The following is a 15,474-nucleotide window of genomic DNA, read 5'->3' on the forward strand; positions in this document are numbered from 1 at the left end:
CCCTATCGAGAATGGTATCGTGAATCCATGAATTATTCTCATTAGAGCAAACTAGCTGGTATGTCTTCTAACGATTCGCACTCACTGCATGACGCTATCCCTGTTGAGGAAATTCGCTACGATGAACGAGGTCTAGTGCCTGCAATTGTCCAAGATTATTTGGATGGTACTGTCCTGATGATGGCGTGGATGAATCAGGAGTCGTTACAAAAAACTTTAGAAACTGAAGAAACTTGGTTTTGGAGCCGTTCCCGGCAAGAGTTATGGCACAAGGGGGCGACTTCTGGACATATCCAAAAAGTGCAGAGTATCCGTTATGACTGCGATAGTGATGCGCTGCTCATCGGGGTTGAGCAATTAGGAGATATTGCCTGCCACACTGGAGAACGCAGTTGCTTTCACCAGATAGAAGGGAAAATTGCCCCGCCACCAGGGGATACATTGTCACAATTGTTTGAAATAATATGCGATCGCCGCGATAATCCGACAGAAAGCTCCTACACCTGTAAACTATTTGCAGGTGGCGATAACAAAATTTTGAAAAAGATTGGTGAGGAAACCGCCGAGGTGGTAATGGCCTTTAAGGATGATGATGCAGATGCGATCGCAGGTGAAGTCGCTGATTTGCTATATCATACTTTGGTTGCCTTAGCTCACCATCAAGTTGATTTAAAATCTGTATATCGGAAGTTGCAAGAACGTCGCCAATGAGGAGGAAAAATAAGCGCACAGATGACGCCCCTACTCAGCTAAAATTCGATTGAGATATTGTAAAATTGCCAGAGCGATCGCTACACTCAAAATGAAGCATAACCAGTAACTATTGGTAATAATTTCTGGTTGATCTAATGCCCATCCACCCAAGGGATGACCAATAAATGAGCCAACAGCCCAGCACAAAGCGTTGATGGAAAAATAAACGCCGCGTTGATTTTCCGGGGCTAACTCAGTCACTAAAGAAGCAGCAGATGGGGTATAGGAGACAATCGCCACCGCAAATACTCCTAATGCCAATATTACCCAAACTAGATGATCAGATGGGGCAGTGCCGCTTACCCAAATCAGGCCAAAACCAATTGCCCAGAAAATAGCGGAAACAGTAAGCGCGAGTGTGTGTGAGCAGCGTTTTAAGATGCTAGTTACAGGCAACTGGCAGATGATGGCGAACACCAGATGCCAAGCAAATAGAACGCTAATCGTAGTTTGAGCAAATCCTTCACTACTACTTTTTATAACAAAGTTTTTGAAGTAAAGCGGCAGGGTGCTATGGATTTGAGAAATGTAGATTGTAAAGAATATATTAACTGCTATGTAGACCAGGAAACGGCGATCGCTCAGTACTGCCATCCAAGAAGCAAAAAGTTCTATCTTTTCAGATTCCCCTATTTGCTGTTGTTCAGTTTCACTAATTCCCACATAGACAACCCCAAAAAAAACCAAAAAAGAGATAGCATCAATCACAAATAGCCATCGATAACTCCCAATTACCGCGATCAAAAACCCAGCTAGCGCAATTCCGATCGCTAACCCAAGATTATCAGCTAGGCGAGCGATCGCAAAAGTTTCGCGGCGATTGTCAATCTGGCTGGCGTCAGCAACAACAACTTCAGCCGCCGGCCAATAAAAACCTATCCCTAAACCGCTAATCAAGCTACCGATTACCAAAATCGTAAAATTATCGGTTCCAGCTAAAACCAGAGAACCAATTGCGGAAATCGCCGTGGCTAGCAACAAAGTGCGGCGGCGTCCCCAGTGTTCAGAATCAGCCAAAGAACCACCTACAATCCGCCCTACAATGCCGGAAATCGAAGCGCTACCCAAGGCTACCCCAACACTGGTTGCAGATAAACCAACTTGATTTACAAAAAAGATGGGGGCGTAAAACAGAGTACAGCCAGTACCAACTTCCGACAGAAATCTACCAATTGCAAAAACCCATATCTGGGGATGTATCGAGGGCAGCCACGATGATAACTGCGATTGCGAAGCTAATTTCATGAGTTTAAATGTCATGGTTATGTGACATTTTGGTAATTCTTATCATTGGGTGCTATTTTTATAACTCATTCCACAGGGTTTCCACAGGGATTTTAGCAGTTTTCCACAGGTTCTCTACGAGCTAATGGGCTTCTTACCCTCTTGTTGGGGATTGTTAATTAACAGTGGGAAGGAACTTAAAGGACTGAGTTATTATAAAGTTATGTAACGAAAAATAGCTTTAAATACCTATTCTAGCGTTCGCATTTATTTTTTATACAATCGTTTTTAACATTTCGCAGCATTGACAAACCCACCCCCTCTTGGCGCACAATGATTCGGCTTGCTTTTGTAATCCGTTCAACCGTTAGCACCAAATGTGTAAAATATATTACCATCAGATGTGGGCGGAGATTGGCGGGCTGGCGAAAGAGCGTGTGAAGTAGCCCTAAGCCGCTTCAGCGCAAGCAACTTGTCCCTCTTGATTATCCTCATAGGAGGAAAATCTCATGAAATCAACGGTTAGCATCTTTACAGAAATTCCCGAAACACTCCACGAATCCTTAAAAAACTACTTAGAAACCCATCCCGATTGGGATGAAAACAGAGTATTGACGGCGGCTTTATCATTGTTTTTACTCCAAAATGGAGATAGCGATCGCCGTGCTGCTCGAGTCTATCTGGAAACTTTGTTCCACCACTCCTCAGTAGAAATACCCTGTACTGACTCACCCGCAACAGCTAATTTACTAGACACCCCATAGGTACTGGTATCAAGCCCTAATACGGGTACGGCAAACCGTACCCCATTAACGGACTTCAAAATAAAAAAATAATCAATCGTTTTGGTCAAAACGGTCAAACAAATGCAAAAAAATATTTTCCAGTAGACTCTCTTTGTTGTCTACTGTTTTAAACGCATAAATAAAAATCTCAAATAACCACCTGGTGTGTATTTGAGCAATATCTACCTATTTTGATTGTCTAAATTTGTCTTTTATTCAAGCCAAATAAATTCAATAATCCCTCCCCAAGAGTTAACAGTCAAGAGTTAAAAAACTCTAGACTGTTAACTTAGGACTTAGCTTCCAAGTGCTGGGGATGAGCAGGAGATTCAAACTTATACCCTACGCCACGTACAGTTTGAATTAATGCTGGCTGACTAGCATCAATTTCAATCTTCTTGCGAATTTGCCCAATATGGACATCTACAACCCGTTGGTCGCCGACATATTCATAGTCCCATACCTCTTGGATTAGCTCCGCACGCCGCCAAACTCGACCTGGATGACTGGCTAAAAAATGCAACAAATCAAATTCCAGAGCAGTTAAAGGTACTGCTTGGTTATTAAGCGCCACCTCCCGCCGCACTGGGTCAATCATAAGTTTTTCAAATACCAAGCGTTTTTGCTCGGCAGTAGTTATCACTCGTTGACGCCTCAAAATCGCTCCGACTCTGACTTCTAACTCTCCTAACCCAAAAGGCTTGGTGAGATAATCGTCAGCACCTTTAGCAAAGCCGCGAATTTTGTCAGCTTCGTCAGCACGGCTAGTCAACATCAAAACAAACACACCATTACGACTTTGCATCTCTTGGCAGAGGTTAAACCCAGTTACATCTGGTAGATTCACATCTAGAATCACCAAATCAGGGTTAAATTGCTCAAATAGAGTTAAGGCTGTCTTTCCATCTTCGGCAGCCTCCACCTGATAGTTCTGCTTAATCAGAAAGCGTTGGATTAAATTCCGAACCGCAGGGTCGTCGTCAACTACAAGAATCTTGGCAGGAGCCATGACCATTACTTTGCACAAAAATTCGTAAGATTAACAAAAGGTTTGCGTAAAAACGCAGCTGCCACTTAGGGGCTAACTAAGAATCTACATGGCTAGGGTATGAGATTCCTGATTATTCAAAAAGAAATACTCTAATCAGGATTGTGGGCGATGAGAACGCGAAACTTGTGTTAGCCACAGTATATAAGCGCTCTGACTTTAGCCGCAACAGTTCTTAATACCAAGACACGTTCGCGATCCGAGTTAGGTGGTAACTAAAAACGTCTCAATTCTAAATCGATATGCGGATATATACCACAAGCGATTATTCAGTATAATTAAAAAAATTCTATTAAGGCACAGTAAGTTGCCAAATTTGAAACAGTAAAGTTGATATTTTCATAAAAACTATGTGTTTTAGGTACTCTCCGTTCAAATTCTAGATTAGAGCCAGAACTAGACAACGACATGAGGGTATACACGGAGTTATAGCGATATGTTAAAGTGGGTATAGTTAAAATTACAAAGTCGATTAAACTAACCCGTGCTACTATCCTGTTAGGGCATAAAATAAGTCGAAACTTTAGTTTCGATTAAAACAAAACCTAAAGCTGTTTTTTATTCGACAAAAGACTGCCGCTGACTGAGGCTGAACTAACAAACTCCCATGAGCGATCAAAATCCCTACGAAAAACTTGGGGTATCAGAAGAGGCTAGCTTCGATGAAATTCAGGATGCTCGTAATCGCCTATTCGAGCAACATAGTGGCGATGCCAAGCATTTAGAAGTAATTGAAGCGGCTTACGATGCGATTTTAATGGATCGCTTACGGATGCGCCAAGAAGGTAAAATTAAAGTCCCTGAGCGTATTCGGTTTCCAGAGTTGCGAGTGCAATCGCCTCCAAAAGAAAGTCCAACGCCTCGTGAGCAGTCGCCTGCATGGCTGCAACGGATGCTGGATCAGCCAACACCTGCTGATATATTCTTACCAGGAGCTTGGTTTCTTGGTTTGAGTTCTATCAGTGTGTTTTACCCAGAGGGAGGCGATCAGGTTTTGCAGTTAGCATTGGTGGTTGGGGTAGGCGCTAGTATTTACTTTCTCAATCGCAAGGAAAGTAAATTTGGGCGAGCAGTTTTGTTCACCCTGGTCAGTTTAATAATTGGCTTAATCGCTGGGGGACTAGTTGCTAGTTTGCTGTCACCACAAATATCATTCCTGAATTTGTCATCGAATCAGTTCTCTAGTGTAGTAACGTTTATATTGTTGTGGTTGGTTAGTAGCTTTCTACGGTAAACCACTACCCATAAACAAGTTTTTATAAAGAAGACATGGTTTATGTGTGTTCTTCTCAAAATTTGAGAATCAGGAGTCAAAATACCTATTTTGACTCCTATTTTGATTTGCTATCTGAATGCCGATTAATTCAATCAGTTACAGCTTAGAGACTGACAACAAATAAATTATCTAATCTTGTGGGGTGGGTGTCTTGCCCGCCCTAATCATGGGCGGACAAGATGTCCACCCCACAAGAAGTAGTTGAGTATTTTTTTATTTGGAAGTCCCTTACAGAGATTTTCTAGACAAGCTGTTTAGGTTTTAAGACATAAATCTACAGCAGTGCTGAAATCTTTAACGATTAAGTCGGGGTGGTAAAGTTCCAATTGGGTGCGATCGCGGATGCCAGATTCCACAGCCATCACCTTAATGCCATAATTTTTAGCTGCGGTGATGTCGGCTTCGGTATCTCCCACCATCCAGGTATCAGTAGCCGGGGGCAGTTCTTTTAATGCCCTAGCCATTAGCAAGGGTTTATCTTCAATATCACGAGTCTTCACGTAGTCGTTACTCAAGCAATAACATCGATTTTCTGGGAAAAATCTTCCTAAATCATATTTTTTAAAAGCATAATCTAGTTCTCGAACTCGGCGCATAGTCATCACTGCTAAATCAATTCCAGCTTCTTGAATTTTTAAGAGTGCATCCACAGCACCAGGCGCGAGAATATCATAGTTGAAATAAGCTTCTGTATGCACAGTTTTCCGCCGCAACTGGGCAAATTCTTGGGCTTGGGCTTCGTCTAACCCTGAATTTAAGGCGATTTGTTTTTCGGGAACGCGCGATCGCTTTAATTGCCAAAATTCCGCTTTCGGAAGTTCTTGCACTACTTGGTCTGGGCGACGGGTTTTCTCTAAACAGAATTGATAAACACGGTAGTACCGTTCGGAAACATCAATAATGGGGCCGTCGAAGTCAGTAATAAGTCTTAGCATCGGCGGTAAAAGTTAATTTTTATTAAGTTTATCTCACATGTATGGCTATTTTTCGAGAGTATTATGAGCATTTTATTGCAGAGTACCGCGTTTGATTTGTTCGCTTTCAATGGCTTCAAATAAGGCGCGAAAGTTACCTTCGCCAAAACCTTGAGCTTGGTAACGGCGTTCTATAAACTCAAAGAAAAATGTCGGTTGTTCAAATATTGGCTGGGTGAAAATTTGTAGTAATAAGGGTGCAGTATTTCCTCCCTCTAAAGAAGTATATTCTTGCCAGTCTACGAGAATTTCTTGTTGAGCGATCGCTTCTAGTTCTAGAGGTGATAGGGTGAGTCCTGGACGCTGTTTTAGTTGTGTGTAATAGGTTTGGGGAACTGAGAGTAAGGATAAACCACTGGCACGAAATTTAGCGATCGCACTCACAAGATTAGTCGTCCGCAAGGCAATATGTTGAATTCCTGGTCCTTGATTGACATCAAGAAATTCCTGAATTTGAGAATTTTTGGTAGCCGGTTCATTAATTGGCAATTGGACGCTACCGTTGCGCGAAACCATCACCTGACTGTGTAAAGCAGAACGATTAGTTTTAATTTTAAAAGCTTGCTGGGGTTGAAAATCTAGGATATTTTCGTACCAAGCCACAGCATTTTCCAATTGACCAACTGCGACGTTTAATACTACGTGATCTATGGCGGTAAAAGTGTTGTCCGTTGTCATTTGTCCTTTGTCATTTGTGTTAGTTACAAATGACGACGGACAAATGACCAATGACCTTTCGATCAATGTATGAGTCAGTCCACCCCAGGCGGAAATTTTGCCACACTTGAGGAATTCTGTACCCAGCTGGCGTTCTTGGGTGGGTTGTAGGATTGTAGCACCGTGTTTTTGAGCTAGTGCGATCGCGCTTTCTAAATCTTCCACAGCAAAAGCGACATCTGCCACACCAGGTGGATATTGACGCAGAAACTCAGCTACTGGACTTGTGGGTAACACTGGTGAAGACAGAAAAAAGCAGACAGCACCATTTTTTACCACTTCTGTAGAAGTGTGAAATGAAATGCTGCGATCGGCTACTGCATGAAAACCAAGATGGTGTACAAACCAATCCCGCCATACTTTGGCGTCTTCTACATAGAAATGAACGTGATCAATTTTCATAGATATTGAAAATCCAGCATAACAGTTTATATATCTGTAAATTTTGCCTTTTTTGCTAGATTTTCACGTCCTTCCTAAGCAAGAATTATGTAGACGCACTCTTACTTTAAAAGAACAAATGACTATCAGGTTGAATGTTAATTTCCATTGGCACAGCTTGCGGTTCGGCAGAAAGGGCAAAGAAAATCGCATTGGCAGCAGTTTCAGGACTAAGCATTTTTTTCCGGTCTACTTTTAGGTTGACGTTATCCCAGAAAGGAGAATCTACCCCACCAAAGTAGAATAGCGTGAACTTGATACCAAAACGCTTGAGTTCCTCTGCCATGCACTTGCTGAAACCGACAACACCAAACTTAGAAGCAGAATAAGCCGCGGCCATTCCCATCGAATGCTTGCCCAGAATTCCAACCACGTTACAGATGTGACCAGACTTGCGCTTTTGCATCTCTTCAGCAGCCGCTTGAGTGGTGTAAAAGCTGCCTTTTAAGTTGACATCTAGCATCTTGTCTAAATCAGCAGGTTCTAGGCTGTTGTAAGGCTTGAGTATACCAGCACCGGCGGCATTCACTAAAATATCGATTTGACCAAACTCAGCGATCGTCTTTTCTATCAAAGTATCTACCTGTTGCGGGTCAGTAATATCGGTGGGAACGCTCAAAACTTGCCCTGGTAAATCAGCAGCCAATGTTGTCAAACGAACCGCATCTCTGGCAGCCAGTACTAACCGGACTCCGCTAGGCGCAAGTTTGTGTGTTAACGCTGAACCAATGCCACCAGTAGCACCTACAACAACAACGACTTTATCCTGCATTGGATTATTTACATTTCTTTACATCTTTATACATAATACTGAATTACAGACTCAGGGTGTACGTAAACATCCAGAAAGTATTTAAGTAAGTAGGCGCAAATAATCATCACTGGCTCGTAGTTGCGCTAAAGCGCAAGAGGGCGCAACTACGAGCCAAATACAGAGATTTTACTTTTCGTTACATAGTTTGGTTTTATCTTGCTTACCTACTTATTCACATAGCGGTATTACCTGATATTCCTTGCCACTCGCCTTTAATGTAAATGTGGGAGATAATTCTAGATATTTGGTAAAATTGGAACCTAACTTTAATTTTTTAATAATTGAATTAGGAGATTTTCCGGTTATTTTCTGCAACTCTGAACCTAGCTTTGACACAGATAATTGAGTTTGTGGAGATTTGATTTGTATATCTTGAATAATTTTCAATAGTAATTTATTTAATGTTTCTCCACTAAAAATTTCCGCAGAGCCTTCTTTTGCTTCTTTTTGAAGAGATTGTGCAGATGAGTTCTCTATAACAGGGATTATTTCCTGAATTTCTGGTTGCTTTGAATGATGTTTAATATTGATATCACATCTTTCTTGAAATAAAGTTGCAACAGCCACTAAACTGTTTAATCGAGTATTGATTGATTCTTGTTCACTTTTGATTCAATCTTGAATTTTATCAACCACTTCTTCAAAAGATGGAACTTCTGTTGCCATAGGTAAGGAATAATGAGTTAAATTGCCAGTATTCCGGTTTTCTATTTGCAAATTTTGTCCTTGTCTACGTACCCAGTAAACAATTAATCCTTGATTTTGAAGTTCGTTACAGAGGTGGTTCAAAATTCCATCGCCAGAACAGACCAAGATTTCTTTAACTGTTGGATAAGAGCGTAAGACACAAGCACCAAGTGCGATCATTTTTGCATCAGCACTGTCTTTACCCCCAGGCACATGGACAAGCTGATAGCCACGATTGTATAGTTCAATATCTTGCTTGCCAATGCTGGGATTTCTCCAGTTAGCAAATGCAATTTTAACTTGGAGAGGATACTTACAGACACTGGCTAAAAATAATTCAGAATTAACATCTAATTTTAAGTTTTCTGCATCTAAAAGCAGAAGTGACATTCCTGTTTCTAATTGATGTTTAATTTCGGTTTGTTGTTGAAATTTTTGGATAAATTGGCTGAAGGCAGCAGATTCTAGCCAATCAGGTGATAATATAGTTTGCAGCAGTTCTTCAGCTAATGTAAGACTAAAAGAGCCAAAACTGTTCTCTGTAATTTTTTCTTCTGGCAAGTCTTTTACTAAAGGAACTTCTGTAGTTTCGGACATAGATACTTTAGTATTTCCATTGCTGTTAGCAAGCAACTCATCTTCCAGGGAACGAGGGAATGCAGGCTCAAGAAATTGTTTACCACAATTTTTGCAGAGGTAATTCTGCTTGTCATTCCGACGACCATTTTTCCGAGATAAAGTAGATTCGCATCGAGGACATTTCATTTTATGATTCAGGTGGTCTAGAGCAGATACTTGCCTCTAAATATACAGTATCAAAAACTACTGTCAACATCACTTTAAATTGCCCAACACAAGAAAAACTTCAACTAACGCGGGCGAAAACATAGTCACGGGTGCGAGAATCCACGGGGTTAGTAAAGATTTTATTTGTACTACCAAATTCAACCATTTGAGTAATACGATTTTCATTACTATAAAAGAAAGCCGTAAAATCAGATAGGCGAGTAACTTGCTGCATATTGTGAGTAACTATCACAATTGTCAACTCAGAACGTAAGTTATGGATCAGATGCTCAACTTTCATACTACCAACAGGATCAAGACCTGAACAAGGTTCATCCATTAACAGAACGTTCGGTTTAACTGCTAAAGCACGGGCAATACACAGTCTTTGTTGTTGGCCGCCAGAAAGCTCTAAAGCAGATTTGTGCAGCTTATTTTTCACTTCATCCCAAAGTTCGGCAGCTTTAATGGCAGATTCAACGATTCCATCTAATTCTACTTTTGGATGCCATCCAATTAATTTCACCCCATAGGCAACATTATCGTAAACACTCATGGGAAAAAGATTTGGCTTGGGAAAAACCATACTGACTTGGCGACGTAAGCGATTGATGTTGACACGACGCTCATAAATACTTTGTCCAAAAAATTCTACTTTTCCTTCAACTTTCGCATCTCCTTCTAATTCACTCATGCGATTTAACGATTTAAGAAAAGTAGACTTGCCACAACCACTAGAACCAATAATTGCCGTGACTTGGTTTTGGTAAATATCCATTGACACGCCTTCAACTATCTTTTGAGTGTCGTAAGAGAAGCTGAAGTTTTTGACTCTGATGGCTGGAGTTAGTTTACTCATATTCCCAAAACGTGTGAAATAAAAGTTGACGAAGTAAAGTAGTGCAAATCAGCAGCGCTGTTTCACTATGTTACTGCCAAAAGGAGATATTCATGGAAATTACGTAGTTATACAGTAGCCATACAGCAGATAAACTGTTAATAAATACTTTTATTAAGATTATGTAATCTTTTATAGACCTTATTTCAGTACTGGGGCATACCTTAACCGAAACGCCCTGAAATGTAGTCGCGGGTACGGGTGTCTAGTGGGTTGTTAAAAATTTGCTCTGTAGCGCCAAATTCAACCATTTGACCTATCCGACTTTCATCGGTGCTGAAGAAAGCCGTAAAATCAGAGACGCGAGCGGCTTGCTGCATGTTATGGGTAACGATCGCAATTGTCAACTCAGACTGCAAACTATGGAGTAGTTCCTCAACTTTCATGGTAGCAATGGGGTCAAGAGCCGAGCAAGGCTCATCCATTAGCAGAACTTTTGGCTTGACTGCTAAAGCACGGGCAATACATAATCTTTGTTGTTGACCACCAGAAAGCCCTAATGCTGATTTATCCAACTTATCTTTCACTTCATCCCAAAGAGCAGCGCTTTTAAGTGCAGATTCCACAATCTCATCTAATTCTAATTTTGAATACCTGCCTGCTATCCTCATCCCGTAGGCAACATTTTCGTAAATGCTTATGGGAAAAGGATTCGGTTTTTGGAACACCATACCAATTTGGCGGCGTAACCGATTGATGTTGACACGAGGAGCATAAATATTTTGACCAAAAAATTCTACATCTCCTTCAACTTTCACAGGTCCTTCTAATTCGCTAATGCGATTCAGAATTTTGATGAAGGTAGATTTACCACAACCACTAGGGCCAATAATTGCGGTTACTTGCTTTTGGTAAATATCTATTGACACCTTTTCAATCGCTTTTGTTGTGCCATAGTAAAAGCTGATATTTTTAACTTTGATAGCTGGAATTAAGTTACTCATGCTAATTCGTAATTCGTAATCGGAATTAAGACATATAAAACAAATCCTGATACTGGCAGATTACCATTTTAAGGTCATGCTTTGCTATAATGCAAAAGAATATAAAAAATTATTTATTTTACTTCAATCTTCTTTGCCTAATAACTAAGCGAGAGAAAATATTCACACATAAAATTAAGCCGAGTAGAACTATAGAAGTAGTCCAGACTAATTGGTTTTTTTGCGGGTCGGGGTCGTTGTAGAGGTTAAAAATCAATACTGGTAAGGAAGCTGTGGGACTTAACAATCCTTCTGACCAATCTAGACTAAATAAAGCAGTAAAAATTAAGGGTGCTGTTTCGCCAGCTGCACGAGCTACAGCTAATAAAATGCCTGTAGTAATTCCAGGAATTGCAGCAGTAACAACAATCCGAAGAGTAGTTTGAAAGCGAGTTCCGCCTAAAGCAGCAGAGGCTAGACGTTGAGGTGTGGGAATCAGTTTTAAGGATTCTTCTGTTGTCAGTATAATTACAGGTAGCATAATTACGGCTAAAGCAAAACCACCTGCGATCGCACTAAATCCTTTAGTTACCAAAACTATCACACCGTAAGCGAATACGCCTACAACTATTGAAGGAACGCCTGTTAGAATACTGCTGATAAAACGAACAATACTAGCGATTGAGTTGGTTTGACCAAATTCTGCCAAGAAAATTCCTGTCATTATCCCTGTGGGAATGCTTAAAATAGCACCAATTATCACCATGATTATGGTTCCTAATATGGCATTGCCAAAGCCATTATCAATAACTGCTTTGACAAACATTTCCGATTTGAGTCCAGATATTCCCCGAACGAAAATTTCCCACAAAATTGATAATAAAGGAATTAGTGCTAAACCTGTAAAACCAAAGGCGATCGCATTCATTGCATAGGTAAATATTACTCGCTCTTTTGGCAGAGGACTGCATAATTCTGTCGCCAAAGATTCATCAGTTTCTGACTGAATGTAACCACTCATGTTTTTATTAATTTTGATTGATAAATGTCTTATTACATTGAGGTATTTAGATTAAGATAGTGCTATTTATTTATCCTGCCAACCCATTTAACCAAAAGGACAGCGCCAATATTTACAGCTAGAGTCAACCCAAACAAAATCAACGCCAAATAGCTTAAAGCGCCTATATGCAAACCCGGTTCAGCTTCGGCAAATTCATTAGCTAATACAGAGGGAATTGTATAACCTGGATTGAGTAAAGAAGCACTAATTTGAGCAGAGTTACCAATTACCATAGTGACAGCCATTGTTTCACCCAAAGCACGTCCCAAGGCGAGCATTGCTGCACTCACTATTCCAGAAAATCCAGATGGTAGCAAGACTCGAAAAATTGTTTCCCAACGAGTACCACCTAAAGCCATAGATGCGCTACGTAATTCTTTAGGGATAGCCATTAAAACATCACGAGTAATTGCTGCCATTGTGGGTAAAATCATGATAGCTAGAATAATTCCAGCAGTCAACATATTAGTCCCAGAAGGGTCTTCTGTATTAAATAGTGGTATCCATTTAAAAGTGCTGGCTAGCCATTTTTGTAGAGGTTCTAGAACTGGAATAAAGACAAAAATCGCCCACAAACCAATAATGACACTGGGGATTGCTGCAATTAATTCAACAACAAATGCTAAGGTTGTTCGCAGCGATGAAGGTAAAAAATTTTCACTCGTGACTAAGGCTACTGCTATTCCGACTGGGATAGCGAATAAAATAGCGATCGCACTACTTACCAAAGTTCCATAAATATAAGGTAATGCACCAAAAATCTGATTACCTGTATCCCAATCTTGACCCCACAAAAACCCCAATCCAAACTGCTTAATGGCTGGTAGAGCTTCGTGTAAAATTACCCAACTCATCAAAAATAGCACTGCAACGGTAATCACGGCAAAAAAGTATACTAGCCGTGTAAAACCTTGGTCAAACCAGAGATTTGTGCCGCCAATAGCTGTTAGATTAAAATCTTCATCGCCTAGATTAGAATCATGTGATGAATTTCTGTCGGCTGGTTCCGATGAATTTGCCATTACAAATTAATCAAATAGATTTTTTATTGCTAGTAGGCTAAGTTGTTAACTCAACCTAATTAGGAGAGGAAATTAGTAAAATTCAGGACTTAAGCATTGAAAATCTAAAACCTTGATTCACCCTAGTAGTCTGTCAACATAAAAATGACGGATGTAGAGACGCGAAATTTCGCGTCTCTACAAGGTTTGGGATAGTACAAACAAGCTTAACAAAATCAAATTGACAGACTACTAGAGCATATTTTCAAACTACTTGTTTAGTTTCCTAAATTTTTATATCCCCCTAAATTCCTCGATAAATTGGGGGACTTTAAGAGACTCTTAGCCCCCTTTTTTAAGGGGGTTGGGGGATCTCTGATGGATAAGTCTTAAAAATTGTAAATTAAGGCTTCACAGAGCTATTCACTGTCTGAAGCACCCGATTTGCCACATCAGATGGAATTTTGGTGTAGTTAAGGTCATCGTTATACTGTTGACCATCTTTCAATACCCAATTAATCCATTTCTTAATAGCATCAGCTTTAGAAGCATTAGCATACTGTTTGTAAACCATAATCCAGGTAAGACCGACAATCGGATAACCTTGTCCTGGATCTCCTACAAAAACGCGGTAGTTGTCTGGGAAAGTGACAGTTGATAAAGCTGCGTTTGCAGATTCTAAAGAAGGAGCAACAAATTCTCCTCTCTTATTTTGTATTAGCGCTGATTTCAAATTGTTTTTGACAGCGTAGGCATATTCAACATAACCAATAGAACCAGGAGTACGAGATACTAATGCAGCTACGCCTGGGTTACCTTTGCCTTTGAGGACATTTGGCAGAGTCCATTTGGGAGCAGTGTTAACTCCAACTCTGCCTTTAAAATAACCGCTAGTAGCACTTAAATGGTTAGTAAAAATAAAAGTTGTACCGCTACACATCAGCGCGAACAACAAACTTAATTGCTTGATTTGGTAGATTGACACCCGGGTTATCAGCTTTAATTTTTGCGTCATTCCACTTGGTAATCTGACCTGAGAAAATTGCCGGTAGTGTAGTGCGGGATAATTTTAGATTATTAACACCTGGAATATTGTAAACAACAGAAACAGCACCGCCTGCTGTGGGTACTAAAATTACACCGTTCTTGACTTTAGCTATTTCATCATCCTTCATTGCAGCATCACTACCACCAAAGTCAACGGTTCCAGCAGTGACTTGACGAATCCCGCCGCCGCTACCTATTGCTTGGTAGTTAATTCTCAAATCTGGATACTTGTTTTTTACTTCACGAGCATAACGTTCGTAAAGCGGAGCCGGAAAAGTTGCTCCTGCACCGTTCAAAGTTTCAGCTTGTGCGATCGCACCCAAAAATGGACTAAGTGCAATAGAAGTTGTCACCACTGAAGTAGCGACGACACGATTCAAGATGGTGGTCGAAAAAATCATATTAACCCTGATTTAAGGAATATTTGTACTGCTGTTATTCCAGCCTTAGATAGGCTACATTTTTTATAGTTAAGTTTTATTTAACAAATGATAAAGAAATAGTTAAAATGTGTTTAAAACTTACTTTTAAATATTTTTTACTTCTTGAGATTTGATTGAGTAGTCTAGGTTGCTGATGAAAATTTTATGTTTAATTTAAATAGGTAAAAATGAGTAAACTATACTGTGTATCTACACAGAATCAGGATCTTTGTCCTCATAATATCGCTCTCGTTCTTCTTCATAAGAATGTCTTCCGTGGCAAGCATAAACACTATAGCCATCAGTAAATTTAAGGGCAGCTTCCCCTTCAGCATGAAGCATATTTTCTTCGTCAAAAGACAACTGACAAGGGCGATCGCAGACTATACAAACCTTTTCAAATTGGAACATAAAACCACAATGTTGCATCAACTCTTTAAGTACATTCCATTTTTTCTTATCATGTTGAAGCTCAAGAACTGAGATACAAAAATCTAACATACAACCCAAAATTGCCCATTCTGCTGGTCTAGTGAGGTTGTTTGTAAAATATAAAATATCAGTAAATTCAAGTTCAAGCTTCTCGATATCAGCAGTTAATTGATGTTCCAGACA

At 40.2% G+C, this 15,474-nt stretch carries 14 protein-coding genes and 2 pseudogenes; 3 read left to right on the plus strand and 13 right to left on the minus strand.

Going from position 1 to position 15,474, the window contains the following annotated elements:
• Positions 1-60: 60 nt before the first annotated feature.
• Complete coding sequence (gene hisIE / locus V7K32_RS24165; RefSeq protein WP_334996697.1) at positions 61-711, plus strand: bifunctional phosphoribosyl-AMP cyclohydrolase/phosphoribosyl-ATP diphosphatase HisIE; 651 nt, start codon at positions 61-63, stop codon at positions 709-711.
• 30 nt (positions 712-741) lie between these two features.
• Here hisIE and V7K32_RS24170 read toward each other — a convergent pair whose 3' ends face one another.
• Positions 742-1,998, minus strand: a complete 1,257-nt coding sequence (locus V7K32_RS24170) for an MDR family MFS transporter (RefSeq protein ID WP_334996699.1) — start codon at positions 1,996-1,998, stop codon at positions 742-744.
• A gap of 488 nt (positions 1,999-2,486) precedes the next feature.
• Between V7K32_RS24170 and V7K32_RS24175 the strand changes: the two are divergent.
• Positions 2,487-2,678 (plus strand): annotated as a pseudogene (locus tag V7K32_RS24175) (DUF2811 domain-containing protein); the annotation flags it as partial.
• Between the two features lie 373 nt (positions 2,679-3,051).
• Here V7K32_RS24175 and V7K32_RS24180 read toward each other — a convergent pair.
• Positions 3,052-3,771: a response regulator transcription factor gene (locus tag V7K32_RS24180; RefSeq protein WP_069071980.1), complete on the minus strand. Its 720-nt coding sequence runs from the start codon at positions 3,769-3,771 to the stop codon at positions 3,052-3,054.
• A gap of 646 nt (positions 3,772-4,417) precedes the next feature.
• Here V7K32_RS24180 and V7K32_RS24185 point away from each other — a divergent pair.
• Positions 4,418-5,044 carry a CPP1-like family protein gene (locus V7K32_RS24185; protein WP_334996701.1) on the plus strand — a complete coding sequence of 209 codons (627 nt, stop codon included), beginning with the start codon at positions 4,418-4,420 and terminating at the stop codon, positions 5,042-5,044.
• Positions 5,045-5,340: 296 nt separating this feature from the next.
• Here the strand turns inward: V7K32_RS24185 and V7K32_RS24190 are convergent, their stop codons facing one another.
• The 11 genes and pseudogenes from V7K32_RS24190 to V7K32_RS24240 all read right to left on the minus strand — a co-directional run bounded on the left by V7K32_RS24190 (position 5,341) and on the right by V7K32_RS24240 (position 15,360).
• Complete coding sequence (locus V7K32_RS24190) at positions 5,341-6,021, minus strand: HAD family hydrolase (protein ID WP_334996704.1); 681 nt, start codon at positions 6,019-6,021, stop codon at positions 5,341-5,343.
• A 72-nt stretch (positions 6,022-6,093) separates the two neighbouring features.
• Positions 6,094-7,179, minus strand: coding sequence for a 4-hydroxyphenylpyruvate dioxygenase (hppD, locus tag V7K32_RS24195; RefSeq protein ID WP_334996706.1), 1,086 nt, complete (start codon positions 7,177-7,179; stop codon positions 6,094-6,096).
• Positions 7,180-7,285: 106 nt separating this feature from the next.
• Complete coding sequence (locus V7K32_RS24200) at positions 7,286-7,990, minus strand: SDR family oxidoreductase (protein WP_334996708.1); 705 nt, start codon at positions 7,988-7,990, stop codon at positions 7,286-7,288.
• 210 nt (positions 7,991-8,200) lie between these two features.
• On the minus strand, positions 8,201-8,599 hold the full coding sequence (locus tag V7K32_RS24205) for a hypothetical protein (RefSeq protein WP_334996710.1): 399 nt from the start codon (positions 8,597-8,599) through the stop codon (positions 8,201-8,203).
• Between the two features lie 45 nt (positions 8,600-8,644).
• Positions 8,645-9,484: an IS1/IS1595 family N-terminal zinc-binding domain-containing protein gene (locus tag V7K32_RS24210; protein WP_334996712.1), complete on the minus strand. Its 840-nt coding sequence runs from the start codon at positions 9,482-9,484 to the stop codon at positions 8,645-8,647.
• Positions 9,485-9,584: 100 nt separating this feature from the next.
• Complete coding sequence (locus V7K32_RS24215) at positions 9,585-10,364, minus strand: phosphate ABC transporter ATP-binding protein (protein ID WP_334996714.1); 780 nt, start codon at positions 10,362-10,364, stop codon at positions 9,585-9,587.
• Between the two features lie 203 nt (positions 10,365-10,567).
• The gene (pstB, locus tag V7K32_RS24220) at positions 10,568-11,347 is read right to left on the minus strand and encodes a phosphate ABC transporter ATP-binding protein PstB (protein WP_334883423.1); all 780 of its coding nucleotides are present in this window, start codon (positions 11,345-11,347) and stop codon (positions 10,568-10,570) included.
• 118 nt (positions 11,348-11,465) lie between these two features.
• Positions 11,466-12,347 carry a phosphate ABC transporter permease PstA gene (gene pstA, locus V7K32_RS24225; protein ID WP_334996716.1) on the minus strand — a complete coding sequence of 294 codons (882 nt, stop codon included), beginning with the start codon at positions 12,345-12,347 and terminating at the stop codon, positions 11,466-11,468.
• A 62-nt stretch (positions 12,348-12,409) separates the two neighbouring features.
• Entirely contained in the window at positions 12,410-13,411 is a 1,002-nt protein-coding gene (gene pstC, locus V7K32_RS24230; RefSeq protein ID WP_334996718.1) for a phosphate ABC transporter permease subunit PstC, read from the minus strand.
• 382 nt (positions 13,412-13,793) lie between these two features.
• Positions 13,794-14,838: pseudogene (gene pstS / locus V7K32_RS24235) on the minus strand (phosphate ABC transporter substrate-binding protein PstS).
• 231 nt (positions 14,839-15,069) lie between these two features.
• Complete coding sequence (locus V7K32_RS24240) at positions 15,070-15,360, minus strand: DUF6745 domain-containing protein (protein ID WP_334996721.1); 291 nt, start codon at positions 15,358-15,360, stop codon at positions 15,070-15,072.
• Positions 15,361-15,474 lie beyond the last annotated feature (114 nt).

It is taken from the genome of Nostoc sp., from assembly GCF_036917635.1.
Taxonomy (GTDB): domain Bacteria; phylum Cyanobacteriota; class Cyanobacteriia; order Cyanobacteriales; family Nostocaceae; genus Nostoc.

Excerpts from the sequence above, each read along its gene's own strand:
- hisIE (WP_334996697.1), top strand. The coding sequence starts at position 61 with ATGTCTTCTAACGATTCGCACTCACTGCATGACGCTATCCCTGTTGAG.
- V7K32_RS24170 (WP_334996699.1), bottom strand. The coding sequence starts at position 1,998 with ATGAAATTAGCTTCGCAATCGCAGTTATCATCGTGGCTGCCCTCGATA.
- V7K32_RS24180 (WP_069071980.1), bottom strand. The coding sequence starts at position 3,771 with ATGGCTCCTGCCAAGATTCTTGTAGTTGACGACGACCCTGCGGTTCGG.
- V7K32_RS24185 (WP_334996701.1), top strand. The coding sequence starts at position 4,418 with ATGAGCGATCAAAATCCCTACGAAAAACTTGGGGTATCAGAAGAGGCT.
- V7K32_RS24190 (WP_334996704.1), bottom strand. The coding sequence starts at position 6,021 with ATGCTAAGACTTATTACTGACTTCGACGGCCCCATTATTGATGTTTCC.
- hppD (WP_334996706.1), bottom strand. The coding sequence starts at position 7,179 with ATGAAAATTGATCACGTTCATTTCTATGTAGAAGACGCCAAAGTATGG.
- V7K32_RS24200 (WP_334996708.1), bottom strand. The coding sequence starts at position 7,990 with ATGCAGGATAAAGTCGTTGTTGTTGTAGGTGCTACTGGTGGCATTGGT.
- V7K32_RS24210 (WP_334996712.1), bottom strand. The coding sequence starts at position 9,484 with ATGAAATGTCCTCGATGCGAATCTACTTTATCTCGGAAAAATGGTCGT.
- V7K32_RS24215 (WP_334996714.1), bottom strand. The coding sequence starts at position 10,364 with ATGAGTAAACTAACTCCAGCCATCAGAGTCAAAAACTTCAGCTTCTCT.
- pstB (WP_334883423.1), bottom strand. The coding sequence starts at position 11,347 with ATGAGTAACTTAATTCCAGCTATCAAAGTTAAAAATATCAGCTTTTAC.
- pstA (WP_334996716.1), bottom strand. The coding sequence starts at position 12,347 with ATGAGTGGTTACATTCAGTCAGAAACTGATGAATCTTTGGCGACAGAA.
- pstC (WP_334996718.1), bottom strand. The coding sequence starts at position 13,411 with ATGGCAAATTCATCGGAACCAGCCGACAGAAATTCATCACATGATTCT.
- V7K32_RS24240 (WP_334996721.1), bottom strand. The coding sequence starts at position 15,360 with ATGTTAGATTTTTGTATCTCAGTTCTTGAGCTTCAACATGATAAGAAA.